This window comes from Novosphingobium album (ex Liu et al. 2023), assembly GCF_029076845.1.
In the GTDB taxonomy this organism is placed as follows: domain Bacteria; phylum Pseudomonadota; class Alphaproteobacteria; order Sphingomonadales; family Sphingomonadaceae; genus Novosphingobium.
In genome coordinates this window covers 25,975-51,451 of the sequence record NZ_JARESE010000073.1, presented here as the reverse complement: position 1 = coordinate 51,451, position 25,477 = coordinate 25,975, and the positions used below count along the sequence as shown (strand labels likewise).

The following is a 25,477-nucleotide window of genomic DNA, read 5'->3' as shown; positions in this document are numbered from 1 at the left end:
CGCGCGCGGGCAGTCAAGCCGTATGGCCCGTCAGGCCGAATGAGCCGCCAGCAGCAGCGCCACGCCGCCCATGATCAGCGCGAAGCCGAACCCTTCGTGCGGCGCCAGCCACTTGCCCGAAATGCGCCGAGAGAGCAGCGCCGCGATCGGCATCTCCACCAGCCCCAGCGTCCGCACATTGGCCGCGTTGGTCAGCGAGAAGGCGATGAACCATCCGGCCGATGCCAGCGCGCCAAGGAAGCCGGCGCCGATGCTGGTGCGCCATTCACGCACCGAGCCAAGGAAGGCCGCGCGGTCACGCAAGGCCAGCCAGACGCCGAGCATCAGTGTCTGCAGCCCGAGCGAAAGGACGAGCATCGTCAGGCTGCGGAGCACGAAGCCGCCTTCGGGCAGGCTGTCGATCGAGCCGCGAAAGGCAATGGCCGAAAGGCCGAAGCACGCCCCGCCCGCCGTGCCGATCAAGACCGGCCGGGCCTCGCCCAGCAACCTGCCGATATCGCCCGGCCGGGTGGAGGCCAGGACGACGCCCAGCGTCACCAGCGCGATCGCCACCCACGCCAGCGGCGCCAGCATATCGCCCAGCAGGAATACGCCCAGCAGCGCCACCAGCACCGGCTCGGTCTTGATATAGGCATAAGCGACGCCGAAGCTGCGCGCCTGCATGACCACCAGCATCAGCGCCGTGCCGGCGATCTGCGCCACCGCGCCCAGCGCGACCCAGCCCAGCGCCGCGCCGGTCAAGGCCGGCAGCCTCGCGCCCGTTACCAGCAACGCGGCGCAAAGGAACAGGACAGCGAAGGGAAAGCCGAAGACAAAGCGGACCTGCGTTGCCCCCAGCGTGCCGATCCTCGCGGTCAGCCCCGCCTGCGCGCCGTTGCGCAGCACCTGGCCCAGCGCCGCCACCAGCGTGAACGGCACCCAGAGGAAGGCGTGCGTCACGCGCCGAGGAAGCGAACGACCTCGTCGATCGGCGCGCGCGTGCGCGGATAGAGGTTGAGCGGCGCTTGCGGATCGGGATGGCCGATGGCCATGCCGCAGAAGAACAGGTGCGTCTCGTCGCTGACGCCGACGAACTGCTTGATCAGCCGCCCGTGGACATAGAGCGATTCCTGCGGGCAACTGCCCAGCCCATCGCCATGCAGCAGCAGCATGATGGTCTGCAGCCACATGCCCACGTCCGACCATTGCGGCGGCCCCATCACGCGCGGCACGAAGCACAGCAGCGCGGCCGGGGCGCCGAAGAACGCGAAATTGCGCGCCTGCAAGCGGGCCCGGCCCGCCTCGTCATCACGGGCGATGCCGGCGGCATCCATGCGCGGGCCGGTGATGCTGTCGCGCCGGTCCTTGTAGAGCTGCGGCAGCCCCCTGGGCACGAGCTGGTATTCGGCCGGCTCCTGCGGCGCGGCGGCGATCATCCGGCGCGACAGCTCGCGCAGCGGCTCGCCCGTCAGCACCACGCCTTCCCACGGCTGGAAATTATAGCCCGAAGGCGCCATCTGCGCCGCCGCGATCACCCGGCGTAGCACGGCCGGATCGACCGGCTTGTCGAGATAGGCCCGGATGGCCCGGCGCCCCGCGACGGCTTCGGCTACGGTCATGCTCACTCCTCTTCGAACAGCCCCGCGAGCTGCTCGATCATCGTGCCGCCCAGTTGCTCGACATCCATGATGGTGACGGCGCGGCGGTAATAGCGCGTGACGTCATGGCCGATGCCGATGGCGACGAGCTGGACGGGCGACTGGCGCTCGATCCAGTCGATCACCTTGCGCAAGTGCGCTTCCAGATAGCCGGCGCTGTTCACGCTGAGCGTGGAATCGTCGACCGGCGCGCCGTCTGAGATCACCATCAGGATGCGGCGGTCCTCGGGCCGGGCGAGCAGCCGGGAATGCGCCCAGAGCAGCGCCTCGCCGTCGATGTTCTCCTTCAGCAGCCCCTCGCGCATCATCAGGCCCAGGTTCTTGCGCGCGCGGCGCCAGGGCTCGTCCGCCTGCTTGTAGACGATGTGGCGCAAGTCGTTGAGGCGGCCGGGATGCTGCGGCTTGCCACCGGCCAGCCAGGCCTCGCGGCTTTGCCCACCCTTCCATGCGCGCGTGGTGAAGCCCAGGATCTCCACTTTCACGCCGCAGCGTTCCAGCGTGCGCGCCAGCACGTCGGCGCTGATCGCCGCGATCGAGATCGGCCGCCCGCGCATCGATCCCGAATTGTCGATCAGCAGCGTGACGACGGTGTCCTTGAACTCGATATCGCGCTCAACCTTGTAGGACAGCGACTGGCCGGGCGAGACGACGACGCGCGCCAGCCGGGCGGCATCGAGCATCCCTTCTTCCTGATCGAAATCCCACGAGCGGTTCTGCTGCGCCATCAGCCGGCGCTGCAGGCGGTTGGCCAGCCGGGTGACGATGCCTTGCAGCCCCTTGAGCTGCGCGTCGAGATAGGCGCGCAGGCGCGTCAGCTCTTCCTCGTCGCACAAGTCGGGCGCGGCGACGATCTCGTCGAAAGCCTCGGTATAGATTTCGTAGTTGAACGTGTCGGGCAAGTCGGTCCAGGGCCGGTTCGGGCGGACCGGCAACATGCCTTCCTCGCCTTCCTGCCCCTCGTCGGCTTCCTGCATGTCGTCGGAAGCCTCGCGCTCGGCCTCGCTTTCGCCCTGGTCCTCGCCCTCGGTGGGCTCGGCGGCCATTTCGGAAGGCTCCTGCTGCTGCCCCGAATCGTCGCCGTCTTCCTCTTCCTCGGTCTCCTCGTCGCCGTCCATGTCGTCGGCTTCGTCGGGCTGCTGCTCGATATCCTCGGCCCGCGTCAGCTCAAGGTGCTGCAGCATGTCGAGCGACAGCGACTGGAACGCCTTCTGATCGCCCAGCGAATGGGCCAGCGCATCGAAATCGCCGCCGGCGCGCGCCTCGATCCAGTCGCGCACCATGGCCACGCCGTGGGCGGCGGCGGCGGGCACCGGCTGGCCGGTCAACCGTTCGCGCAGCAGCAGCGCCAGCGCGGTCTGCACCGGGACTTCGCCGGCCGAGGCCGCGCGCGCGATCGGGTCCGACCCCATGCGCACGTCCATCGCCGCGTCCAGATTGCCGCGCATCCCGGCATAGCCGTTGGCGCCCAGCGCTTCGTAGCGCACCCGCTCGACCGCGTCGTAGCAAGCGCGCGCGACCGGCTCCATCGGCGCGCCGCGCGTGTGCATCGCCTCGTTATGATGGCGCAGGCGCAACGCGAAGCTGTCGGCGAAGCCGCGCGCCTCCATCGCCGCGCCGCGCGGCAGGCTGCGGCCGGGCATCGGCACGCGAAACTGCGTGCCCGAGGCGCTGGGCGCATCGGCCGTCCAGTTGACCTCGATCTCCGGCTCGTGCGCGATCGCCCGGCTGGCGCCGGCAAGCACGGCCTTGAAACGGTCCGCGGGGGTTTCGTCGCTCAATTCGCGGAACGCCTCAAATCGACTGGCCGGTCTTCGCCCAGTCGGCCAGGAAAGCCTCGATGCCCTTCTCGGTCAGCACGTGCCTGAACAGCCCGCGGATCACCGCCGGCGGCATCGTCGCGACATCGGCGCCGATCTTCGCGCTTTCCAGCACGTGGATCGAATGGCGGATCGAGGCGACGAGGATCTCGGTCTCGAAGGCGTAGTTGTCATAGATCAGGCGGATGTCGCGGATCAGGTCCATCCCGTCGAACCCGTTGTCGTCATGCCGGCCGACGAAAGGCGAGATGAACGTCGCCCCGGCCTTGGCCGCGAGCAGCGCCTGGTTGGCCGAAAAGCACAGCGTGACGTTGACCATGGTGCCATCGCCGGTCAGCTTCTTGCAGGTCTTCAGGCCGTCGATCGTCAGCGGTACCTTGATGCATACGTTGTCGGCGATCCGGCGCAGCACTTCGGCCTCGCGCATCATGCCTTCGTGATCGAGCGCCACCACTTCGGCCGAAACCGGGCCATGGACCAGGCCGCAGATCTCCTTCGTCACTTCCATGAAGTCGCGGCCCGACTTGTGGATCAGCGAGGGATTGGTGGTGACGCCGTCGAGCAGGCCGGTTTCGGCCAGATCGGCGATTTCCTGCGTGTCTGCGGTATCGACGAAGAACTTCATTATGGTTTCCTGTGGCGATCTGTCTTGGGCGATTCTGGCCCCGCTATAGGCAAGGCCGCCGTCTGTCGCCAGAATCTGATTCAACCGGGCTGAATCGCGCCATAAGGGATCAACCTCACAGCGCCTTCAGCGCGGCGATCAGCAGCGGATCGTTGGTGCTTTCGGGGTTGCGGCGGATATCCGCCTCGGCCGCGCCGATCTCGTACCAGATGGCATTGTCCGCCTCCAGCGCCAGCGCGTGCGCGGCATCGCCGATGTTGACGCCGGCAAGCGCGGAGATCGCCTGGTTGACGATCGGATCGTCGGCCACGCGCATCACCCGGTCCAGCTCGGGGATCATCGCGTTGACCAGCGCCGGGCCCATCTGGTTGCGCAGGAACGTGGTCGCGGCGGTCGGCTCGCCCTTGAGCAGCGCCATGGCATTGGCGATGCCGATCGTGCGCACGGTATCGGCCACCAGCGGCGCGGCCTTCCTCGCTCCGTCCTCGGCAAAGCGGTTGAGCTGGTGCTGCAGCTTTTCCCGGAACATGTCGGAAGTGAGGATGCCCTGGATGATGCCGCCGCGCTTGCCGAACAGCGTGGGCATGTTCACCCGCGCGACCGCGCTGGTCCAGAAGCCGTCAGGGGCGGTCAGGCGGGCGAAGGCATTGCGCGTTGCCAGTTCCAGCAGATGCCGCACCGCTTCGGTATAGCTCATCTGCCCGCCCATCGTCGCGCAGCCCGGCAAGGCCAGCAGGCCCGAAACGGCCGCCGCGCCCAGCAGGAACCGGCGCCGGGCCAGAAGCGTGCCGGCCACCGCGTCCGCTTGCGAAATCAACATGCCCCAAGTCCTTTCCGAGAGTTTCCCCAGATGCCTATATGCGCCCCTCGATGAAACGCGTCCGACTCCTCGTATTCAACGCCGCGCTTGGCGTTCTTGACTATCGCCTGCCCGAAGGGATGGCGATCGAATTCGGCTCGGTCGTGATCGCGCCGCTGGGGCCGCGCCAGGTTCTGGGCATCGTGTGGGAAGCGGAACGCCTGAAGGCCAAGGAAGTGCCCGACGCGAAGCTGCGGCCGCTGCTCGAAGTGCTGCCAGTGCCACCCCTGCGCGCCGAGCTGCGCCGGCTGATCGAATGGACCGCCGACTATTACTGTGCGCCGATGTCGGCGGTGGCGCGCATGGCGCTGGCATCGAGCGCGGCGCTGCGCGGCGGCACCACCACCACCGAATACCGCCTGACCGGCGAGGAACCCACGCGGATGACGCCGCAGCGCGCCGCCGCGCTCGATGCCCTGCAGGGCGAGCAGGCGACGATCCGCGAGCTGGCCGAGCTGGCCGGCGTGTCCGAAGGCGTGCTGCGCGGCATGGTCGGCGCGGGCATCCTGGAGCCGGTGACGGTCGATCTTGACCGGCCCTATCCCGCCGCCCTGCCCGATTTCGCCGCGCCCGATCTCAATCCCGACCAGCAGGCCGCCGCCGACGCCTTCATCGCCGCGACGCGCGGCCACGCCTTCGCGCCCTTCCTGCTCGACGGCGTCACCGGATCGGGCAAGACCGAGTGCTATTTCGAAGCCATCGCCGAGGCGCTGCAACTGGGGCGGCAAGTGCTGGTGCTGCTGCCCGAGATCGCGCTGACCGAGAATTTCCTGCGCCGCTTCGAGCATCGCTTCGGCGTGCCGCCGGTGCTGTGGCACAGCTCGCTGAAATCGAGCGAACGGCGCCGGGCGTGGCGCGCGATCGTGCAGGGGCAGGCGCAAGTGGTGGTCGGCGCGCGCTCGGCGCTGTTCCTGCCTTATGCCAACCTGGGGCTGATCGTGGTTGATGAAGCGCACGAGGTCTCGTTCAAGCAGGATGACGGCGTGCGCTATAACGCGCGCGATGTCGCGGTGATCCGCGCGCGGTTCGAAAGCGTGCCGGTGATCCTGGCCAGCGCCACGCCCGCGCTCGAATCGATGCAGCTGGCCGAAGCGGGCGTCTATCGCCGGATCGCCCTGCCCGATCGGTTCGGCGGCGCGACCCTGCCCGAGATCTCGGTGGTGGACTTGCGCGCCGAAGTGCCCGAGCGCGGCCGCTGGCTGGCGCCCCGGCTGGTCGAGGGGATGAAGCAGCGGCTGGCGCGCGGCGAGCAGTCGCTGCTGTTCCTCAACCGGCGCGGCTATGCGCCGCTGACGCTGTGCCGCCATTGCGGCTATCGCTTCCAGTGCCCCAACTGCACCGCCTGGCTGGTGGAGCACCGCTTTTCGGGACGGCTCGCCTGCCACCATTGCGGCCACGAAGTGCCCGTGCCCGAGGTCTGCCCCGAATGCGGCACCGGCGATTGCCTGGTAGCCTGCGGACCGGGGGTCGAGCGGATCGCCGACGAAGTGGCGGAGATCCTGCCCGAAGCGCGCGTCGCCGTCGTGACGTCGGACACGCTCAACACGCCCGAGGCGATCGGCGCTTTCGTGGCGGCGGCCGAGGAAGGCGCGATCGACGTCATCATCGGCACCCAGCTCGTCACCAAGGGGTATCATTTTCCCGAACTGACGCTGGTGGGCGTGGTCGATGCCGATCTTGGCCTCGAAGGCGGAGACTTGCGCGCGGCCGAGCGCACTTACCAGCAAGTCGCGCAAGTCGCCGGGCGCGCCGGGCGCGGCGAGAAGCCGGGCGAGGTGCTGATCCAGACGCGCCATCCCGAAGCGCCGGTGATCGCCGCGCTCGCCGCCGGGGACCGCGATGCCTTCTACGATGCCGAGGCGCAGGCGCGGCGCGAGGCGGGCGCGCCTCCGTTCGGCCGCTGGGCGGCGATCATCGTCTCGTCCGAAGACCAGGCCGAAGCGCAGATGGCCGCGCGCGCGATCGGTGGCACCCGGCCCGATCACCCCGATATCATGGTGCTGGGCCCCGCGCCCGCGCCGATGGCGCTGCTGCGCGGCCGCTATCGCTATCGCCTGCTGATCAATGCGCGGCGCAGCGCCGAATTGCAGCGCGTGATCCGCGAATGGCTCGACGCGCTGACTTTCCCGCAAGGCGTGCGGGTGAATATCGATATCGACCCCTACAGCTTCGTCTGATTCCGCTGCCAGCGCGGCGCCACGAATTCCCCGCGCTGCCAGGCGCGGCGCAGCATCGCCAGCCCCGCCAGCGTCGCCACCACCAGCGTGACGACGGATGCTTCCAGCCCGAAATCCCCGCCAGTCAGCCATTCGGGCCCGGTCCGGCTGGTGACCAGCAGGCCCGGCGAGGGGCCGGTTCCCGAAACCGGGATCGACAGCAGCCAGCCTTGCGTGAAGTTCCATGCCGAATGCACCCCGATCGCCAGCCACAGCCGCCGCGTCAGCAGATAGGCCGCGCCCAGCAGGATGCCGGCCTCCATCATGATCGCGAAGCCGGCGAAAAACGTGGCGTTCGGGTTGGCCAGATGCGCAAAGCCGAAGAACGCCGCCGTCGCCGCCAGGGCCCAGAACGTGCCGACCACCCGTTCAAGCTGGCGCAGGATGACCGCGCGGAACAGCGTCTCCTCGAACGGGCCGGAATAAAGCGCCACGCCCAGCATCGTCCAGAAGTTGCCCAGGCCCAGCACGCCTTCGATGCGAAAGCCGCCCAGCAGCGCGACCAGCCCGGCCGACCCCACCATCAGAACGAAGCCCAGCAGCAGGCCCAGCCCCAGCTCGCGCGCCGCGCCAGGCGTGGCGAATTCACGATTCGGCCCGCGCTCCACCCAACGCCCGAACACCGCATAGGCCAGCACGGGGGCAAGCCCCGCCGCCAGCCCGCGCAAGGCTCCAAGGGGAGAATTCCTGCCGATGTCGAACAGGTTGATCCCGATCGAGACGATCACCAGCGCGCCGATCACCATGGCCGCGCCAATCACCATCAGCGTCAGCGGATAAGCGATGAAGCGCCGCAAGCGGCCCGGTTCGCGCGTCTCGCCAAGCTGCGTCATCGCCTTGTCTCCTTTCCGGCCAGTCGTGCTGCTTATCCCCGCCCCGCCTGTGCTGTCGACGGGAATTCAGCGGCTTGCGCCACTGGCGAAGCGGCGCAATCTCGCTAAGGAAGCAGTGATGCTTCGCCCCGCCTTTCGCTTCCTCCTGGCGCTGGCCGCCCTGCTGGCCTGCGCCGTCCCGGCCCATGCCGCCGGCTGGTACAGGGCGACGACCGCTGAGTTCATCATCTATAGCGAGGGCGATCCGGCCGACTTGCGCGCCTTTGCCGAGAATCTCGAACGCTTCGATGCCGTTTTGCGCGAACGCTTCGCGATCCGGGCCGAGCCCCGGCCCAATCCGCTGACGATCTATCTGCTGGCCAAGGCCGGCTCGGTCTCCCGCCTGCTCGATCGCGATCATGTCGCCGGGTTCTACAGCCCGGTGAGCGAGGGCAGCTTCGCCATCGCCAACCGCGCGGCGGACCGGGGCGGCAAGCGCCTTTCCGGCCAGATGACGCTGTTCCACGAATATACCCACCACTTCATGTACCGCCACCTGACCGCGCCCTGGCCGGCGTGGTATCGCGAGGGGCTGGCCGAATATCTTTCGACCGTGACGTTCGCGCCCGATGGAAGCTGGACAATGGGCACGCCGCCCGGCCGGCGCCTGCGTCGCGCGCGCGGTGCCGCCGCGCCGCTGGCGCCGATGCTGGCGGGCGAGATGCCGGCCAAAGCCACGAAAGACCCGCGCGATTTCTATGCGCGCGCGTGGCTGCTGGCGCACATGCTCGAATCCGATCCCGCCCGGTCCGCCGCGCTGAAGACCTATCTCGCCGCGATCGCCGCCGGTGAAGCGCCAGGGGCCGCCGCCGCGCGGCTGGGCAGTCCGGCCGCGCTGGACCGGGCCTTCGCCGCCTATGCCGCCCGCCCCTTGCCGGTCACGCCATCGCCCGGCCCGGTCGCGCCGCCGGCCCCGCCCGAGATCACCGCGCTGGATGGCCCCGCATCCGCGCTGGTGGAGCTTGAACTGGCGCGCCGCACCGGCCGCGATGCCGAAGCGACGCGCGCGGCGCTGGCGGGGCTCGCCACGCGATTCCCGAACGATCCGGCCGTACTCTATCAGCTCGCGCTGGCCGAGCGGGCCCGCGATGGCGGCGCGATCGCGGCCGAGGCGCTGGCCGACCGGCTGGTCGCATTGGCACCGGACCATGCGCGCGGCCACCTGCTGCGCGCCGATCTGCTGGCCGCGCGCGGGGCCCCGCGCGACACGATCCTGGACGAATTGGCCCGCGCCGCCCGGCTTGGCCCGGACGATCCCTATATCGCGGTCACGCGCTATCGGATCATGACGCGACTGGGCGTGCCGCCCACTCCCGAACTGTTCGCCAGCATCGCCCATGCCTTCGCGCTGGCGCCCGAATCAAGCGAAGTGCGGCTGGCCCATGCCTTCGCGCTGGCCGCGCAGCGCCGGTTCGACGAAGCCGAAGCCGTGGCCAAGGTCATGGCCTATGATCCCCACGGCGGCGATGTCGGCCGCAAGGCGCTCGAAACCATTGGCAACATGCGCCGGCTCTTCGCCAACGCGCCTGAAAGGCCGAACTAACTCCCGCCTTCCCGCCGCAACAGTTCGCGCTTGATGTCGAGGCCATAGGCATAGCCGCCCAGCGTGCCGTCGGTGCGGATCACGCGGTGGCAGGGGATCAGCACCGCGACATTGTTGGCCCCGTTGGCCGAACCGGCCGCGCGCACCGCGCCGGGTTTGCCCACGGCGGCGGCGATCTGGGCATAGCTGCGCGTCTCGCCGGGCGGGATACGCCGCAGCTCGCGCCAGACCGCTTCCTGAAAGGCGGTGCCCTGCACGTCGAGCGGGATCGCGCGGGAATCGCCGGGCTGTTCCACCGCCGTGATCACATCGGCCAGCAGTGCGGCGAAAGCGTCGCCGCCCGCCACCAGTTCGGCATGGGGAAAACGTCGGGCCAGCTCGTCGCGATCCTCGTCGAACGAAAGGCGGCACACGCCCTTCCCGGTCGCGGCGACCAGCATGTCGCCCAGCGTGGTAGGAACCACCGCCCAGCGGATCGTCACGCCCCGCCCCCCGTCACGCCATGCCGATGGCGCCATGCCCATTCTCCCTTCGCTAGCTTCATAGAACCGGGATGGCGCGCCGAACCCGGCGGCATAGACCGCCTCGGTCACGCTCGCGCCTGCGCTCAGCGCCGCGCCCGCGCGCTCGACGCGCAGCGCCCGCGCATAGCCCGCGGGAGACAGGCCCACCGCGCGCTTGAACAGGCGCTGGAAATGCGCCGGGCTATAGCCGGCCGCCCCGGCCAGCACGTCCAGCGGGATCGCCTCCTCGCTGGCGCGGATCAGGGCGATCGCCCGGGCGAGCGCGGCCTCGTCACGAGCGATATCGTCCGGGCGGCATCGCATACAAGGCCGCAGCCCCGCCGCACGCGCTTCGCGCGCCGAGGCATAGAAGCGCACGTTCTCGCGCCGGGGATGGCGGGCCGAGCACGACGGGCGGCAATAGATGCCGGTGGAATGCACCCCGGTGACGAAACGCCCATCGAAGCTGCGATCGCGCTTCAGGACAGCTTGCCAGGCGGTGTCGTCGGCGATGGTCATCGAATCCCTCCCCGCCAGTTCCGGGCCCAGCCCGCTCGCGCGGTCGTGCGCGGGAATACAGGCGTTCGGCCCGGCGGCCAACACCGCACCTGTCCCGGCGGGGCCGGATTCGCGCCTGTCGCGCCGCACGGGCGCGATTCGATATGTCATGGGCCGGTCCTTTCCGCCTGCTACCGGCACTGCCTAGCGCGGTGCCGGCCGCTTCGCGTCCCGCCGCTTGCTTTCAAAGCCGAAACGTGCCCGCCAAACGGGGTTGTCCCCGGCATGTCCCGCCTGCCTTGCATCCCGTCACAATCGTCGCTATGCGCGCCCGGTCTGCGGGCCGGCCGTGCTTTTCGCGCGTCCTTCAACGTGCCTCAGCCCACCCGATGTAAGGATAGGACACGCGTGGAGAATTCCGGCGGCATAAAGGCCAGCTTGCAAGGGCGTTACGCTTCGGCGTTGTTCGACCTTGCCAGCGAAAAGGGCGTAGTGACGGCAGTCGAGGCCGATCTGGAGAAGATCGAGCAGGCGATCGCCGAAAGCAATGAGTTCGCCGCCCTGATTCGCAATCCGCAAGTCAGCCGGGAAGCGGCCGGCAAGGTGATGGACGCGCTTGCCCCCGTGCTGGGCCTGTCGGACCTGACGCGCAATTTCGTGGGCGTGCTCGCGGCCAACCGCCGCCTTTCGGCGCTGCCCGAGATCGTGCGCGCCTTCCACGCGATCGCCGCCGCCCAGCGCGGCGAGGCGACCGCCGAAGTCGCCTCGGCCCACGCGCTCAGCGTCGAGCAGGTCGAGCAGCTCCGGCAGAAGCTGGAGGCCCGCGAAGGCCGCAACGTGAAAGTCCGCACCAGTGTCGATCCCGAACTGCTCGGCGGTCTCGTCGTCACCATCGGGTCCAAGCGTATCGACAGCTCGATCCGCACCCGTCTCAATTCTCTCGCCCAGGCCATGAAGGGCTGAAGAAAGGCTAAGCAATGGACATCCGCGCCGCAGAAATCTCGAAGGTCATCAAGGACCAGATCGCCAGCTTCGGCACCGAGGCCCAGGTCTCGGAAGTCGGCTCCGTGCTCTCGGTGGGTGACGGCATCGCCCGCATCCACGGCCTCGACAAGGTCCAGGCCGGCGAGATGGTGGAATTCGCCAACGGCATCCAGGGCATGGCGCTGAACCTCGAAGCCGACAATGTCGGCGTCGTGATCTTCGGTTCGGACCAGCAGATCAAGGAAGGCGACACCGTCAAGCGCACCGGCACCATCGTGGACGTGCCGGTGGGCAAGGGCCTGCTCGGCCGCGTGGTCGACGCGCTGGGCAACCCGATCGACGGCAAGGGCCCGATCGAGGCGGCCGAACGCCGCCGCGTCGAGGTCAAGGCGCCGGGCATCATCCCGCGCAAGTCGGTGCACGAGCCGGTGCAGACCGGCCTCAAGGCGCTCGACGCGCTGGTGCCCGTCGGCCGCGGCCAGCGCGAGCTGATCATCGGTGACCGCCAGACCGGCAAGACCGCCGTCGCGATCGATACCTTCATCAACCAGAAGGGCGTCAACGCGGGCGACGACGAGGGCAAGAAGCTCTACTGCATCTACGTCGCGATCGGCCAGAAGCGCTCAACCGTCGCGCAGATCGTCCGCCAGCTGGAAGAGAACGGCGCGATGGAATATTCCATCGTCGTGGCCGCCACCGCTTCGGAACCGGCCCCGCTGCAGTACCTGGCGCCCTATACCGGCTGCGCCATGGGCGAATTCTTCCGTGACAACGGGATGCACGCGGTCATCGTCTATGACGACTTGTCCAAGCAGGCCGTCGCCTATCGCCAGATGTCGCTGCTGCTGCGCCGCCCGCCGGGCCGCGAAGCCTATCCGGGCGATGTGTTCTATCTCCACAGCCGCCTCTTGGAGCGCGCCGCGAAGATGAACGATTCGCTCGGCGCCGGCTCGCTCACCGCGCTGCCGATCATCGAGACCCAGGCCGGCGACGTCTCGGCCTACATCCCGACCAACGTGATCTCGATCACCGATGGCCAGATCTTCCTCGAAACCGGCTTGTTCTACCAGGGCGTGCGCCCGGCGATCAACGTCGGCCTCTCAGTCAGCCGCGTCGGCTCCTCGGCGCAGACCAAGGCGATGAAGAAGGTCTCGGGCTCGATCAAACTGGAACTGGCGCAGTACCGCGAAATGGCGGCCTTCGCGCAGTTCGGCTCGGACCTCGACGCCTCGACGCAGAAGCTGCTCAATCGCGGCGCACGCCTGACCGAGCTGCTCAAGCAGCCGCAGTTCTCGCCGCTGCCGTTCGAGGAGCAGACTGTGTCGATCTTCGCCGGCACCAACGGCTATCTCGACGCGCTGCCCGTCGACAAGGTGACCGAATACGAGGCCGGGATGCTCAGCTTCATGCGCTCCGAGCATCCCGATGTCCTCGCGCTGATCCGCGACACCAAGGATTTTGGCGACGAGGCCAAGACCAGGACGGTCGCCGCGCTCGACACGTTCGCCAGGCAGTTCGCGTAAGGTTCGACCGTAGCCGCGCCTTTCGCCCATCTCGGGACGGCGGCGCGGCGACATGGATGCTGAAGCAGGTTCAGCAGACGCATAAGGGATAGGTTTTCCGGCTTATGGCCAGCCTCAAGGAACTCAAGGGCCGGATCAACTCGGTCAAATCGACCCAGAAGATCACCAAGGCCAAGCAGATGGTCGCGGCGGCCAAGCTGCGCAAGGCGCAGGCGGCGGCCGAAGCAGCGCGTCCCTACGCGGCGCGGCTCGCCGAGGTCATGGGCTCGCTCGCCAGCAAGGTGACGGTGAGCGAAACCTCGCCCAAGCTGCTGGCCGGCACCGGCAGCGACCAGGTCCACCTGCTCGTCGTCGCCAACTCGGACAAAGGGCTGTGCGGCGCGTTCAACTCGAACATCGTCAAGGCCGCTCTGGTCAAGGCGCGCGAGCTGGAAGCGGCGGGCAAGACGGTGCTGTTCTACATGGTCGGCCGCAAGGGCCGCCCGGTGATCCGCCGCAACTATCCCAAGGCCGTGCTGGCCATGTTCGACACGACCGACGTGCGCGAACCGGGCTATGACGAGGCGGAGCGGGTCGCGGCCGAGCTGGTCAAGCTCTACGAGGAGGGCAAGTTCGATGTGGCGCACCTGTTCTACTCGAAGTTCCGCTCGGCCCTGCTGCAGGAACCGACCGAACAGCAGATCATCCCGGTGCCCGCGCCCAAGACCGCCGCGGCCGGCGCGTCCGCCATTGGGGCAGCGGTCGTGGAATACGAGCCGGACGAGGAGGATATCCTCGCCGCGCTGCTGCCGCGCTATCTCAAGACGCAGATCTTCGGCGCGCTGCTGGAAAATTCCGCGTCGGAACAAGGCGCGTCGATGACCGCCATGGACAACGCCACGCGCAACGCCGGCGAACTGATCCAGAAGCTGACCATCCAGTACAACCGCAGCCGCCAGGCCGCGATCACTACCGAACTCGTGGAAATTATTGCTGGCGCGGAAGCGCTGTAAGGCATCGAAGGCAAGGAAACGAAAATGGCCACCGCACCCGTGCTCAACCAGACCACTACCGGCAAGATCAGCCAGGTCATCGGCGCCGTCGTCGACGTGACCTTCGAAGGCGAGCTGCCGGCGATCCTCACCGCGCTCGTCACCGAGAACAACGGCCAGAAGCTGGTTCTCGAAGTCGCCCAGCACCTGGGTGAAAACACCGTGCGCACCATCGCCATGGACGGCACCGACGGCCTGACGCGCGGCCAGGACGTGTCCAGCACCGGCGCGCAGATCACCGTGCCGGTCGGCCCCAAGACGCTCGGCCGCATCCTCAACGTCGTCGGCGATCCGATCGACGAGCGCGGTCCGGTCGGCAGCGACATGTCCGCGCCGATCCACGCCGAGGCCCCGCTGTTCGTCGACCAGTCGACCGAAGCGGCGATCCTCGTCACCGGCATCAAGGTGATCGACCTCCTCGCGCCTTACGCCAAGGGCGGCAAGATCGGGCTATTCGGCGGCGCGGGCGTGGGCAAGACCGTGCTGATCCAGGAACTGATCAACAACATCGCCAAGGGTCACGGCGGCGTCTCGGTGTTCGCCGGCGTCGGTGAACGCACGCGCGAGGGCAACGACCTCTACCACGAATTCCTCGACGCCGGCGTCATCGCCAAGGACGCCGAGGGCAACGCCACGTCGGAAGGCTCCAAGGTGGCGCTCGTGTTCGGCCAGATGAACGAGCCGCCGGGCGCCCGCGCCCGCGTCGCGCTCTCGGGCCTGACCATGGCCGAATACTTCCGCGACCAGGAGGGCCAGGATGTGCTCTTCTTCGTCGACAACATCTTCCGCTTCACCCAGGCGGGCGCCGAAGTGTCCGCCCTGCTCGGCCGTATCCCTTCGGCCGTGGGCTATCAGCCGACCCTGTCGACCGACATGGGCGCGCTGCAGGAACGCATCACCTCGACCACCAAGGGCTCGATCACCTCGGTGCAGGCGATCTACGTTCCCGCGGACGACTTGACCGACCCGGCCCCGGCGACCTCGTTCGCCCACCTTGACGCGACCACCACGCTGAACCGCGCGATCTCGGAGCTGGGCATCTACCCGGCGGTCGATCCGCTCGACTCCACCTCGCGCGTGCTCGAGCCGCGCGTCGTCGGCCAGGAGCACTACGAAACCGCCCGCAAGGTCCAGGAAACGCTGCAGAAGTACAAGTCGCTGCAGGACATCATCGCGATCCTGGGCATGGACGAGCTGTCCGAAGAGGATAAGCTCACCGTCGCCCGCGCCCGCAAGATCCAGAAGTTCCTCTCGCAGCCGTTCCACGTCGCCGAGGTCTTTACCGGCATTCCGGGCAAGTTCGTCCAGATCGAGGACACCGTGAAGTCGTTCAAGGCGGTGGTCGAAGGCGAATACGATCATCTGCCCGAAGCCGCGTTCTACATGGTCGGCGGTATCGACGAGGCGGTGGCGAAGGCCAAGAAGCTGGCCGAAGAGGCGTAATCGACAATGGCACTGCACTTTGAACTCGTCACGCCGGCCAAGCTCGTGCGTTCGGAAGACGTCCACATGGTGGTCGTCCCCGGCGCGGAAGGCGAGTTCGGCGTGCTGGAAGGCCACGCGCCCTTCATGTCGACGATCCGCGATGGCGCGCTCAAGGTCTATCGCAGCGAAAGCGGCGCGCCCGAGGAGATCATGATCCAGGGCGGCTTCGCCGAAGTGGGCGCCAATGGCCTGACCGTGCTGGCCGAGCACGTCGAAGGCTGACCGCCCGCGACAACCGGATTTCGGAAAAGGGCGCCGTTTCGGCGCCCTTTCTCGTATGGGGCCGCCGCTCCACGCCCGATGATCGACCGCTAGCGTCGCTTCGCGGCGGTGCGCGCGTGGAAATCCGGCGGCTTGTCCGCAACCCATGCGATGAACCGCGCGATTGCCGCGTGCTCGCGCAGCATCTGCACCGCCTCGCCCTTGCGCGTGAGTTCGGCATTGGTGAAATTGGCGTGGATCGCGCGGTGGCAGATCGGGTGTAGCGGCACGGTTTCGCGCCCTCCCCGGCTTTTCGGCACCGGGTGATGCCATTCGATCCGGCGCCCAAGCGGTCTGGCGCAAAGCCAGCAGGGCCGCTCGCCCGGTCCGCTCTCCCGATCCGTATCGGCCATGCCAGGTCCATTCTCCACCATTAGGAAGTTATCAAAGTTTCAACCTTAATGATCTGCCGAATTCGCAAGGCTGCAATCGCGCGATGGACAGGCGCGTCGGGAAGGTTGAGTACGCTATGAGTGCATTCGGGCGGCGTAACGGCATGGGCGGGATGGGACAGGGCGCGCGCCCTGCCTTCGGCGTCGCAAAGCCGCTGAAGGGCGGGGCCGGCGACAAGCCGGCTGGCGCGCCGCCGCCGCAATCCAGCGCTCCGGTTCCGGGCGGCGAGCAGTTCCCGCCGATCCCCGCGGCCGACATGGGCGCGCCCTCGCACAAGAACTTGCGCGACGATGCCATGACCCGCCTCGCCGATCGCGCCAATGCGGTTCACGACAACAACTCCGACCAGGGCGGCTTCGAAGCCTCGATCCACAAGATCAAGGAACAGGTGCTGCCCCGCCTGCTCGAACGCGTCGATCCCGAAGCGGCGGCGACGCTGACCAAGGACGAGCTTTCCGAAGAGTTCCGCCCGATCATCATGGAGGTGCTCGCCGAGCTCAAGATCACGTTCAACCGGCGCGAGCAGTTCGCGCTGGAAAAGGTGCTGATCGACGAACTGCTTGGTTTCGGGCCACTGGAGGAACTGCTGAACGACCCGGATATCTCCGATATCATGGTTAACGGCCCGGACCAGACCTACATCGAAAAGAAGGGCAAGCTCCAACTCGCCAACACCAAGTTCCGCGACGAGCAGCATCTGTTCCAGATCGCCCAGCGCATCGTCAATCAGGTCGGCCGCCGCGTCGACCAGACCACGCCGCTCGCCGATGCTCGCCTCAAGGACGGCAGCCGCGTCAACGTGATCGTGCCGCCGCTCTCGCTGCGTGGCACCGCCATCTCGATTCGTAAGTTTTCCGAAAAGCCCATCACGCTCGACATGCTGAAGGACTTCGGCTCGATGTCGGACAAGATGTGCACCACGCTCAAGATCGCCGGCGCCTGCCGGATGAACGTGGTCATCTCGGGCGGTACCGGCTCGGGCAAGACGACGATGCTCAATGCCCTGTCGAAGATGATCGACCCGGGCGAGCGCGTGCTGACGATCGAGGACGCGGCCGAGCTTCGCCTGCAGCAGCCGCACTGGCTGCCGCTGGAAACCCGCCCGCCGAACCTGGAAGGACAGGGCGCGATCACCATCGGCGATCTCGTCAAGAACGCGCTGCGTATGCGGCCTGACCGGATCATCCTGGGCGAAATCCGTGGCGCTGAATGCTTCGACCTGCTGGCCGCGATGAACACCGGCCATGACGGCTCGATGTGCACGCTCCACGCCAACAGCCCGCGCGAGTGCCTGGGCCGTATGGAAAACATGATCATGATGGGCGACATCAAGATCCCGAAGGAAGCGATCAGCCGCCAGATCGCCGAATCGGTGGATCTGATCGTGCAGGTCAAGCGCCTGCGCGACGGTTCGCGCCGTACCACCAACATCACCGAAGTGATCGGCATGGAAGGCGATGTCATCGTCACGCAGGAACTGTTCAAGTTCGAATATCTCGACGAGACCGACGACGGCCGCATCCTGGGCGAATTCCGCCCTTCCGGCCTGAGGCCCTATACGCTGGAAAAGGCGCGCCAGTTCGGCTTCGATCAGGCCTATCTGGAAGCCTGCCTGTAAGCGTGCCGCGATCGCGGCCCTAGCTGGCCAGCCAGTCCCGCGCCGCCAGCCCCAGCAGGACGATGGCGGCCAGCAGGGACCAGAAGAAGACCGTCGTCCAGGGCATGAAGCCCACCCGGTCCAGATCGGCGCGGCGCATCCGGCGATGATCGGCCAGCCACGCGGCGGCGGCGATCAACGCCGCGATCGCGCCGGCCAGCGCCATTATTCGGGTTGCCTGATCCATGCCCGGCCCTTGCCTCGAACCGCGCGGCGGTTAAAGCCCGTTTGTGCATCACACCGAGCGCCCGCTGCTGGCCATCGCCTTTAGAGCCGCCGCCATGGCGCTGCTCTCGACAATGTTCATGCTGATCAAATATGTTGGCGAGCTGGGCGTCGCCGGGCCGGAGATCGTTTTCTGGCGCCAGGCCTTCTCGGTGCCTATCCTGTTCGGCTGGCTGGCGGCGACGGGCGGCCTCCACCGCCTGCGCACACGGCGCATGGCCAGCCACGCCCGCCGCGCGACCACGGGGATGATCGGGCTGTTCTGCAACGTCAGCGCCGCGCTGCTGCTGCCGCTGGCCGAAGCGACCACGTTTTCCTTCACCACGCCGCTGTTCGCCGTGCTGATGACCGCGCTGGTGCTGCGCGATCGGGTGGGGCCCTGGCGCTGGACGGCAGTGGCCCTGGGCTTTCTGGGCGTTCTGATCATCGCCAATCCGGGGCACGAGGCGGTATCGCCCTGGGGCGTGGCGGCCGGGCTGGGCGCGGGCCTGCTGGTCGCGGTCGTCAGCTTCCAGATCCGCGATCTGGCCCGGACCGAGGAGCCGATAAGCTGCGTGTTCTGGTTCGCGTTCTACGGCGCGCTGATGACCGCGATCCTCCTGCCGCTCTACTACACGCCGCACAGCGCACGGGAATGGGCGATCCTGGCCGGCATCGGCACGCTCGGGACCATCGCGCAACTGCTCATCACCGCATCGCTGCGGCTGGGCCAGGTCGCGACCGTGGTGGTGATGGATTACACCTCGCTCATCTGGGCGACGTTTTACGGCTGGCTGATCTGGGATCGCCTGCCCACCACCGCGACCTGGCTGGGCGCCCCGGCGATCGTCGCCGCCGGGCTGGTCATCACCTGGCGCGAGCGCCGGCTGGCGCGAAGGGCGGCGCGGCGCCTTGTCCATGAACAGGAAAGTGGGCTGGCGCCGCTCTGAATCTTCCCCAAGGGAACATGGCGCGCCTTCGCGAGTTTCGCTGAGGATATCCGGTCGCGCGGCCGGATGCCGACCAGAAGGATACGCTCGTCATGATCAGGAAAATCGTCTTCGCGCTCGTGGTCGGAAGCATCGCGCTGAGCGCTTCGGCCTGCAACACCGTCAAGGGCGCGGGCCGCGATATCGAATCCGTTGGTGAAGCCGCCGATCGCGCATGGTGATCGCGCACTGACAGCAACGGTGCCGCGCGGGAAGGGTCGCTACCAAGCTCCCTGCATCGCTGGCCGCTTCTTCCCGCGCGGCCATCCCCGTTTCAGGACTATCCCTCTTGCAAGGCAGGCGGAGGCGGTGGCGTGGCCTGCTTTTGCGCGTGATGCTCGGCCAGCAGGGCCCTTGCCCGCAGCCAGATCTCCAGCCTTTGCGCCACGATCATGCCCAGCACGAAGCCCAGCAGGGCATCCGTGAAATAGAGCGCCTCGGCCGGGAAATGCCCATGGACCGGCGGCGTGCCCGGCGTGGCGGGATGGATCGCGCGGCGCAGTACCGCGATCACCACGATCAGCACCAGCGCGGCCGGCGATTGCCGCATCATCACGGTGCCGCTGTCGTCATCGACATGCAGGCGCATCAGGCGGCCGCGCTGCCAGCCCAGCAGCACCCCGATTGCCACCCCGGCCACGAAGCAAAGCCAGCCCAGACCGCTGGTCGGCATGGACAGCATCGCCGCCAGCACGATCGCGCCATAGATCGCCGGCAAGATCCACAAGCGCCCCGGCCGCAAGGCGCGCGCCTTGTGCACGTTGCGATAGCGCCAGGCCATGACGGCGATCAGGATGAGGATCGGCAGATAGCCGACCAGCGTGCGGACCAGCGGGCTCATGCCGATCAGCTTCCGCCGATCTCGCTGAGCGCAGGCGCGCCCGGCACGCCCGGCGTGCCTTGCCAGACCAGCACCGGCTTGCGCGCGGCCAGCGTCTCATCCAGCCGCCGACGCGGCGCGAAGCGCGGGGCCGAATGCAGGCTTTCGTCCCCTGCCCGCGCCCGTTCGGCCACGCTGCGCAGCGAGGCGATGAAGCGGTCCAGCCCGGCCCTGCTTTCGGTCTCGGTCGGCTCGATCAGCATCGCGCCTTTCACCACCAGCGGGAAATAGACCGTCATCGGGTGGAAACCCTCGTCGATCAGGCCCTTGGCCACGTCGAGCGTGGAGAAGTGATCGGCCAGCCCGGCATCGCTGAACAGCGCCTCGTGCATACACGGGCCGCTGGCGCCGAACGGCGCGGTGAGCACGTCCTCGCACGATCGCAGCACATAGTTGGCATTCAGCACCGCGTCCTCGGCCACCTGGCGCAGCCCATCGGCGCCGTGGCTGAGGATATAGGCCAGCGCGCGGGTGAACATGCCCATCTGGCCGTGGAACGCGCTCATCCGGCCAAAGCCCTGCGCATGGCCCATGGCCTCGGCGTCCTCTTCCTCGACGAGATGGACGACGCCGTCGGCGGTGCGCGCGGTGAAGGGCAGCGGCCCGAAAGGCGAAAGCGCTTCGGACAGCACGACCGGCCCCGATCCCGGCCCGCCGCCGCCGTGCGGGGTTGAGAAGGTCTTGTGCAGGTTGATATGCATGGCATCGACGCCCAGGTCGCCCGGCCGCACTTTGCCGACGATCGCGTTGAAATTGGCGCCGTCGCAATAGACGAAAGCCCCGGCGGCGTGGGCCGCGTCGGCGATCGCCTTCATGTCGCGTTCGAACAGGCCGCACGTGTTGGGATTTGTGATCATCACCGCCGCCACGTCCGGCCCGAGCCGGCCCTTGAGCGCGGCGAGATCGACGCGCCCGTCGGCGGTGGCGGGAATGCTTTCCACCCGGTAGCCGGCGAAAGCGGCGGTCGCGGGATTGGTGCCATGTGCGCTTTCGGGCACCAGCACCACCGAGCGCGCATCGCCGCGTGCTTCCAGCGCGGCGCGAATGCACAGCAGGCCGCACAGTTCGCCATGGGCGCCGGCCTTGGGCGTCATCGCCACGCCGTGCATCCCGGTGAGCGTCACCAGCCAATGGGCAAGCTGGTTGATCACGTCGAGCGCGCCGCGCACGGTATTCTGCGGCTGCAGCGGATGCACATCGGCAAAGCCCGGCAGCCGCGCGACCTTCTCGTTAAGCCGGGGATTGTGCTTCATCGTGCAGGAGCCGAGCGGGAACGGCCCAAGATCGATCGCATAGTTCTGCCGCGACAGGCGCGTGTAGTGGCGAATCGCCTCCGGCTCGGTCAGGCCGGGCAGCGCCGGGGCCTGCCGGCGCAGGAACCGGGCAAGGCCGGCCACGGGCGCGCCCTCGGGCTCGTCGAGATCGACGCCGCATTTGCCCGGCGCGCCCAACTCGAAGCTGAGCGGCTCTTCGAGCATGAGGCCACGATCGCCGCTCATGGTGGCCACGGCCGGCGGCGCATCGCCCGCCTCGCCGATGGCGGGCCGCCATCCGGCGGCGTTGACGGCGGTCATGCCAGCACTCCTTCCAGTTCGGCGGCGAAGATGGCGATATCCTCGTCCGTGGTGGTCTCGGTCGCGGTGACGAGCAGCCCGTGCCGCAAGCTCGCGACACCGGGATAGAGCCGTCCCAGCGAGACGCCGCCGAGCACCCGGCGTTCGGCCAGCGCGCGCACCACATCGCGGGCATCGCGCGGCAGCAGCAGGGTGACTTCGTTGAAATAGGCGTCGTTCAGGCAGGAAACGCCCGGCACTTGCGTCAGTCGCGCCACCATGGCCTGCGCGCGGGCATGGTTGATCCGGGCGAGCCGCGCCAGTCCCTCCCCACCAAGCAGGGTCATATGAATACTGAAGGAAAGCGCACAAAGCCCTGAATTAGTGCAGATATTGCTCGTCGCTTTTTCGCGTCGGATATGCTGCTCGCGCGTCGAAAGGGTAAGCACGAAGCCGCGCTTGCCCTCGGCATCGACCGTCTGCCCGCACAGCCGCCCCGGCATCTGGCGCACGAACTTCTCGCGGCAGCCGAACAGGCCGAGATAGGGCCCGCCGAACTGGAGCCCGACGCCCAGCGACTGCCCTTCGCCCACGACGATATCCGCACCGAGATGGCCGGGCGCTTCGATCAGGCCGAGCGCGACCGGCTCGGTCACGACCGCGACCAGCAAGGCGCCCCTGGCGTGCGCCGCCTCGGCGATCGCGGCCAGATCGGGGATGCGGCCGAGGATGTCGGGATATTGCACCACGACGCAGGCGGTTTCACCATCAATCGAACTGATTAACGCGATATCATCAGGTTCTGCCTGAAGTTCGGGCAACCGCGTGTCGATCACGTCGCGGGTGAACTTGGCCATGGTCCGCACCACTTGCGCATAGTGCGGATGCAGCCCGCCCGAGAGCACCACCCGATCGCGCCGGGTGATCCGCCCGGCCATCAGGATCGCTTCCCAGCACGCGGTCGAGCCGTCGTACATCGAGGCATTGGCGATCTCTGTGCCGTAAAGCCGCGCGACCTGGGTCTGGAACTCGAACAGCGCCTGCAAGGTGCCTTGCGCGATCTCGGGCTGGTAAGGCGTGTAGGCGGTGAGGAACTCGCCGCGCTGGATAAGATGATCGACGCTTGCGGGCACATGATGCCGGTAAGCCCCGGCGCCCAGGAAGAACGGCACGCTGCCCGCGCTGAGGTTGCGGGCGGCCAGCCCGGTCATGTGCCGTTCGACCGCCAGTTCGCTGGCGTGGAGCGGCAGGCCGGCGATCGGCCCGTCAAGCCGGGCCTGGGCGGGCACGTCGGCGAACAGGTCATCAACCGTGGCGGCGCCGATCACCGCCAGCATCTCGGCCCGGTCGGCCTCGGTCAGCGGCAGGTAGCGCATCGGCTCAAAGCTCCGCGACGAAGGCGTCGTAAGCCGCCCTGTCCATCAGGCCGGCCAGCTCGGCGGGATCGCTCAGCGTGATGCGGAACAGCCAACCGCCCAGCTCGGCATCGCTGTTGACCAGTTCGGGCTCATCGGCGAGCGCGGCGTTGGTGTCGCTCACCGTGCCGCTTACCGGGGTATAGACGTCGGAGGCGGCCTTCACCGAATCGACCACCGAAACCGAATCGCCCTTGGCCACGGTGCTGCCTTCGGCGGGCAGCTCGACGAAGGTGATGTCGCCCAGCTGGCTCTGGGCATAATCGGTGATGCCGACAGTGCCGGTATCGCCTTCGACATCGATCCACTCATGATCCTGGGTGAAATAGCGGGGCATGGGGCAGTTCCTCAACGATGATAGCGGTGGGGGACGAAGGGCATCGGCACGATGCGGGCATCGAGCCGCTTGCCCCGCATTTCGAGCGACAGCGCGGTTCCCTCTGCGGCCAGGTCGCTATCGACATAGGCCATGGCGATGGGCCGTTGCAGCGTGGGCGAAAAGCCGCCTGAAGTGACGATGCCGACTTCGCGGTCTCCGGCGAAGACCTTGGCGCCTTCGCGCGCGGCCATCCGTCCCTCGAGCGAGAGGCCGATCCGGCGGCGCGGCGCGCCACTGGTGAGCAGACCGAGAATCCGCTCCGCGCCGGGAAAGCCGCCTTCGGCGCGGCGGCGCTTGTTGATCGCGAAGGCGAGATCGGCGCTGACGGGATCGGTTTCGGGCGAGAGATCGTGGCCATAGAGCGGCAGGCCAGCTTCAAGCCGCAGCGAATCCCGCGCGCCCAGCCCGATCGGCTTCACCTCGGGCGCGCCGCAGAGCAGATCGGCCACGGCGACGGCGGCTTCGGCGGGAACCGAGATCTCGAAGCCGTCCTCGCCGGTATAGCCCGAACGGCTGATCCACGCTTCCACGCCGCCCAGCATGAACCGGCCGCCGCGCATGAAGGTCAGCGCCGCAAGCGGATGCTCGCCGCTCGCCAGCCGGTCCAGCGCGGCGAACGCGGCCGGGCCCTGCAGCGCCAGCAGCGCGCGCTCGTCCAGATGGTTGAGCGTGACGGCATCGGGCAGCTGCTCACGCAGCCAGGCGATATCGTCCCATTTGGTCGCGCCGTTGACGACCAGGAACAGCCCTTCGCGCCAGCGCGAGACGATGAGATCGTCAAGAATGCCGCCATCCGCATCGAGCAGCAGCGAATAGCGCAAGGCGCCCAGCTTCAGCGTCGCCAGATCGATGGGCAGCACCGCTTCCAGCGCCGCATCGGCATCCTCGCCCGAGACGAACAACTGGCCCATGTGCGACACATCGAACAGCCCGGCATTCTCGCGCGTCCACTGGTGCTCGGCGATGATGCCTTCGTACTGCACGGGCATGAGATAGCCGGCGAATTCGACCATGCGGCCCCCGCGCGCGCGGTGCCAGGCATCGAGCGGCAGGGTCAGCAGCGCGATCGCGACCTCTTCGGCCGCGTCATCATCAGCGGAAACGTCATCCGGGAAAACATCATCGCTCACATCAAACGCTCCGCACAGCTTGGCACACCATTCCAGGTGCCCCCTCTGTCACGGAAGCCTGAGAGCTTTCCCCCGCGCACCCGATCACAAGGGCTTGCTGGGTTACACCGTCGGCGGCCCCCCGTTTTCGGCAGGGCACTTTCCAGAGTCTCGCTATCGACGCCGCGCGGTCCTTTTGCCTGAGAGATTCCGGGGCGGTTGCTCCTTCGGCGCCCGGCGATGCTTCCCTGATAGGTCGAATCGACGGGTCTCTCCCGCGCTGTCAGCGATGCATGAACGATGGGCGAGCCGCCGATGCGAGTCAACCGCCCGGCCAGCCGGAGCCGAGACTATTCCCCAGCCCGGCGCAGGATTAGCTGAATCCCGTCATATTCGTGGATGAACCGCCCGGCGGCCTTCTCATGCGCCAGCGCCAGGATGGCCCGCGCCAGCGATCGCGCGCGGACCGCGCGGAAGCGCCGCCAGCCGCCCTGAAGGAACAGATCCGCCAGCGGAGCGGCCGCCTGCGCCAGACGTTCGAACGGCCGGCTTTCGGCGCGTGACCCGCGCAGCAGGCCCGGCCGCAGGATATCGAGCCGGCGGAAGCCCAGCTTGCCCAGCGCCTCGTCGGTCTCGCCTTTGGTGCGCAGGTAGAAGGCCCGGCTCGCGCGGTCGGCGCCGACCGATGACACCACGATCATGCGCTCGATCCCCGCATCGCGCGCGGCGCGGGCGCAGGCCAGCACCAGATCGTGGTCGATCGCGCGGAATGCCTCCTCGCCGCCGGCGCGCCGCATCGTCGTGCCCAGCGCGCAGACCAGGACGTCGGCCCGCGCCGCCGCGATCGCGCGCGGCCAGCCGCCGGTATCGCCCACCAGCATTTCCATGCGCGCGCCCGGCGGCAGCGCCACCTCGCGACGGGCGACGGCGACCAGGCGCACATCCTCGCGCCCCACCGCCTCTTCCAGCAGGCTGTAGCCGACCAGCCCCGTCGCACCGACAAGGCAGATGCGCTTCACCGGGCCGGCACTCACCGCGCGCGCG

25 protein-coding genes and 2 riboswitches are annotated in these 25,477 nt (G+C 68.0%); of the genes, 10 read left to right on the top strand and 15 right to left on the bottom strand.

Annotated elements, in window-relative coordinates:
- Positions 1-30: 30 nt before the first annotated feature.
- The 5 genes from PYV00_RS20740 to PYV00_RS20720 all read right to left on the bottom strand — a co-directional run bounded on the left by PYV00_RS20740 (position 31) and on the right by PYV00_RS20720 (position 4,899).
- The gene (locus tag PYV00_RS20740) at positions 31-939 is read right to left on the bottom strand and encodes a DMT family transporter (protein WP_275230226.1); all 909 of its coding nucleotides are present in this window, start codon (positions 937-939) and stop codon (positions 31-33) included.
- Positions 936-1,598, bottom strand: a complete 663-nt coding sequence (locus PYV00_RS20735) for a nitroreductase (RefSeq protein ID WP_275230225.1) — start codon at positions 1,596-1,598, stop codon at positions 936-938. The genes PYV00_RS20740 and PYV00_RS20735 overlap by 4 nt, the downstream gene beginning before the upstream one ends.
- Positions 1,599-1,600: 2 nt before the next feature.
- On the bottom strand, positions 1,601-3,415 hold the full coding sequence (gene cobT, locus PYV00_RS20730; protein WP_275230224.1) for a cobaltochelatase subunit CobT: 1,815 nt from the start codon (positions 3,413-3,415) through the stop codon (positions 1,601-1,603).
- Between the two features lie 13 nt (positions 3,416-3,428).
- On the bottom strand, positions 3,429-4,079 hold the full coding sequence (gene fsa / locus PYV00_RS20725; protein ID WP_275230223.1) for a fructose-6-phosphate aldolase: 651 nt from the start codon (positions 4,077-4,079) through the stop codon (positions 3,429-3,431).
- Positions 4,080-4,194: 115 nt separating this feature from the next.
- Positions 4,195-4,899 (bottom strand): DUF4197 domain-containing protein, encoded by a 705-nt coding sequence (locus PYV00_RS20720; RefSeq protein WP_275230222.1) that lies wholly within the window; start codon positions 4,897-4,899, stop codon positions 4,195-4,197.
- 50 nt (positions 4,900-4,949) lie between these two features.
- On the opposite strand from PYV00_RS20720, the gene PYV00_RS20715 reads away from it, so the two are divergent.
- Positions 4,950-7,115: a primosomal protein N' gene (locus PYV00_RS20715; RefSeq protein WP_275230221.1), complete on the top strand. Its 2,166-nt coding sequence runs from the start codon at positions 4,950-4,952 to the stop codon at positions 7,113-7,115.
- Here PYV00_RS20715 and PYV00_RS20710 read toward each other — a convergent pair.
- The gene (locus PYV00_RS20710) at positions 7,100-7,987 is read right to left on the bottom strand and encodes a CPBP family intramembrane glutamic endopeptidase (protein ID WP_275230220.1); all 888 of its coding nucleotides are present in this window, start codon (positions 7,985-7,987) and stop codon (positions 7,100-7,102) included. The genes PYV00_RS20715 and PYV00_RS20710 overlap by 16 nt on opposite strands.
- A gap of 118 nt (positions 7,988-8,105) precedes the next feature.
- Here PYV00_RS20710 and PYV00_RS20705 point away from each other — a divergent pair, with 118 nt between their 5' ends.
- Complete coding sequence (locus PYV00_RS20705; RefSeq protein ID WP_275230219.1) at positions 8,106-9,569, top strand: hypothetical protein; 1,464 nt, start codon at positions 8,106-8,108, stop codon at positions 9,567-9,569.
- Here the strand turns inward: PYV00_RS20705 and ada are convergent.
- On the bottom strand, positions 9,566-10,591 hold the full coding sequence (gene ada / locus PYV00_RS20700; protein WP_275230319.1) for a bifunctional DNA-binding transcriptional regulator/O6-methylguanine-DNA methyltransferase Ada: 1,026 nt from the start codon (positions 10,589-10,591) through the stop codon (positions 9,566-9,568). The two genes, PYV00_RS20705 and ada, sit on opposite strands and share 4 nt — an antisense overlap.
- A gap of 387 nt (positions 10,592-10,978) precedes the next feature.
- On the opposite strand from ada, the gene PYV00_RS20695 reads away from it, so the two are divergent.
- From PYV00_RS20695 to PYV00_RS20675, 5 genes are all read left to right on the top strand, one after another.
- Positions 10,979-11,533 (top strand): F0F1 ATP synthase subunit delta, encoded by a 555-nt coding sequence (locus tag PYV00_RS20695; protein WP_275230218.1) that lies wholly within the window; start codon positions 10,979-10,981, stop codon positions 11,531-11,533.
- A gap of 14 nt (positions 11,534-11,547) precedes the next feature.
- A complete protein-coding gene (gene atpA, locus PYV00_RS20690; protein WP_275230217.1) occupies positions 11,548-13,077 on the top strand; it encodes a F0F1 ATP synthase subunit alpha in 1,530 nt (509 codons plus the stop codon).
- Positions 13,078-13,181: 104 nt separating this feature from the next.
- Entirely contained in the window at positions 13,182-14,069 is an 888-nt protein-coding gene (locus tag PYV00_RS20685) for a F0F1 ATP synthase subunit gamma (protein ID WP_275230216.1), read from the top strand.
- Between the two features lie 24 nt (positions 14,070-14,093).
- On the top strand, positions 14,094-15,551 hold the full coding sequence (atpD, locus tag PYV00_RS20680) for a F0F1 ATP synthase subunit beta (RefSeq protein ID WP_275230215.1): 1,458 nt from the start codon (positions 14,094-14,096) through the stop codon (positions 15,549-15,551).
- Between the two features lie 6 nt (positions 15,552-15,557).
- Positions 15,558-15,815: an ATP synthase F1 subunit epsilon gene (locus tag PYV00_RS20675; RefSeq protein WP_275230214.1), complete on the top strand. Its 258-nt coding sequence runs from the start codon at positions 15,558-15,560 to the stop codon at positions 15,813-15,815.
- Between the two features lie 89 nt (positions 15,816-15,904).
- Here PYV00_RS20675 and PYV00_RS20670 read toward each other — a convergent pair whose 3' ends face one another.
- Positions 15,905-16,207 carry an HNH endonuclease gene (locus tag PYV00_RS20670; protein ID WP_275230213.1) on the bottom strand — a complete coding sequence of 101 codons (303 nt, stop codon included), beginning with the start codon at positions 16,205-16,207 and terminating at the stop codon, positions 15,905-15,907.
- Between the two features lie 116 nt (positions 16,208-16,323).
- Between PYV00_RS20670 and PYV00_RS20665 the strand changes: the two genes are divergently transcribed.
- Positions 16,324-17,865, top strand: coding sequence for a CpaF family protein (locus PYV00_RS20665; RefSeq protein ID WP_275230212.1), 1,542 nt, complete (start codon positions 16,324-16,326; stop codon positions 17,863-17,865).
- A 19-nt stretch (positions 17,866-17,884) separates the two neighbouring features.
- Here the strand turns inward: PYV00_RS20665 and PYV00_RS20660 are convergent, their stop codons facing one another.
- Positions 17,885-18,091, bottom strand: coding sequence for a hypothetical protein (locus PYV00_RS20660; RefSeq protein WP_275230211.1), 207 nt, complete (start codon positions 18,089-18,091; stop codon positions 17,885-17,887).
- Positions 18,092-18,134: 43 nt separating this feature from the next.
- On the opposite strand from PYV00_RS20660, the gene PYV00_RS20655 reads away from it, so the two are divergent.
- Both PYV00_RS20655 and PYV00_RS20650 read left to right on the top strand, forming a co-directional pair.
- Complete coding sequence (locus PYV00_RS20655; RefSeq protein ID WP_275230210.1) at positions 18,135-19,058, top strand: DMT family transporter; 924 nt, start codon at positions 18,135-18,137, stop codon at positions 19,056-19,058.
- Between the two features lie 92 nt (positions 19,059-19,150).
- Positions 19,151-19,279: an entericidin A/B family lipoprotein gene (locus tag PYV00_RS20650; protein WP_275230209.1), complete on the top strand. Its 129-nt coding sequence runs from the start codon at positions 19,151-19,153 to the stop codon at positions 19,277-19,279.
- A gap of 98 nt (positions 19,280-19,377) precedes the next feature.
- Here the strand turns inward: PYV00_RS20650 and PYV00_RS20645 are convergent, their stop codons facing one another.
- The 6 genes from PYV00_RS20645 to PYV00_RS20620 all read right to left on the bottom strand — a co-directional run bounded on the left by PYV00_RS20645 (position 19,378) and on the right by PYV00_RS20620 (position 25,467).
- Positions 19,378-19,938 (bottom strand): CcdC protein domain-containing protein, encoded by a 561-nt coding sequence (locus PYV00_RS20645; RefSeq protein WP_275230208.1) that lies wholly within the window; start codon positions 19,936-19,938, stop codon positions 19,378-19,380.
- A 5-nt stretch (positions 19,939-19,943) separates the two neighbouring features.
- Positions 19,944-21,551: an aminomethyl-transferring glycine dehydrogenase subunit GcvPB gene (gcvPB, locus tag PYV00_RS20640; protein ID WP_275230207.1), complete on the bottom strand. Its 1,608-nt coding sequence runs from the start codon at positions 21,549-21,551 to the stop codon at positions 19,944-19,946.
- Positions 21,548-22,906, bottom strand: a complete 1,359-nt coding sequence (gcvPA, locus tag PYV00_RS20635) for an aminomethyl-transferring glycine dehydrogenase subunit GcvPA (protein ID WP_275230206.1) — start codon at positions 22,904-22,906, stop codon at positions 21,548-21,550. The genes gcvPB and gcvPA overlap by 4 nt, the downstream gene beginning before the upstream one ends.
- 4 nt (positions 22,907-22,910) lie before the next feature.
- Positions 22,911-23,282, bottom strand: coding sequence for a glycine cleavage system protein GcvH (gene gcvH / locus PYV00_RS20630; RefSeq protein WP_275230205.1), 372 nt, complete (start codon positions 23,280-23,282; stop codon positions 22,911-22,913).
- A gap of 11 nt (positions 23,283-23,293) precedes the next feature.
- The gene (gene gcvT, locus PYV00_RS20625; protein WP_275230318.1) at positions 23,294-24,391 is read right to left on the bottom strand and encodes a glycine cleavage system aminomethyltransferase GcvT; all 1,098 of its coding nucleotides are present in this window, start codon (positions 24,389-24,391) and stop codon (positions 23,294-23,296) included.
- Positions 24,392-24,489: 98 nt separating this feature from the next.
- Positions 24,490-24,610: riboswitch (glycine riboswitch) on the bottom strand.
- A gap of 1 nt (position 24,611) precedes the next feature.
- A riboswitch (glycine riboswitch) is annotated at positions 24,612-24,721 on the bottom strand.
- Between the two features lie 62 nt (positions 24,722-24,783).
- Complete coding sequence (locus tag PYV00_RS20620; protein WP_275230204.1) at positions 24,784-25,467, bottom strand: NAD(P)H-binding protein; 684 nt, start codon at positions 25,465-25,467, stop codon at positions 24,784-24,786.
- Between the last annotated feature and the right edge of the window lie 10 nt (positions 25,468-25,477).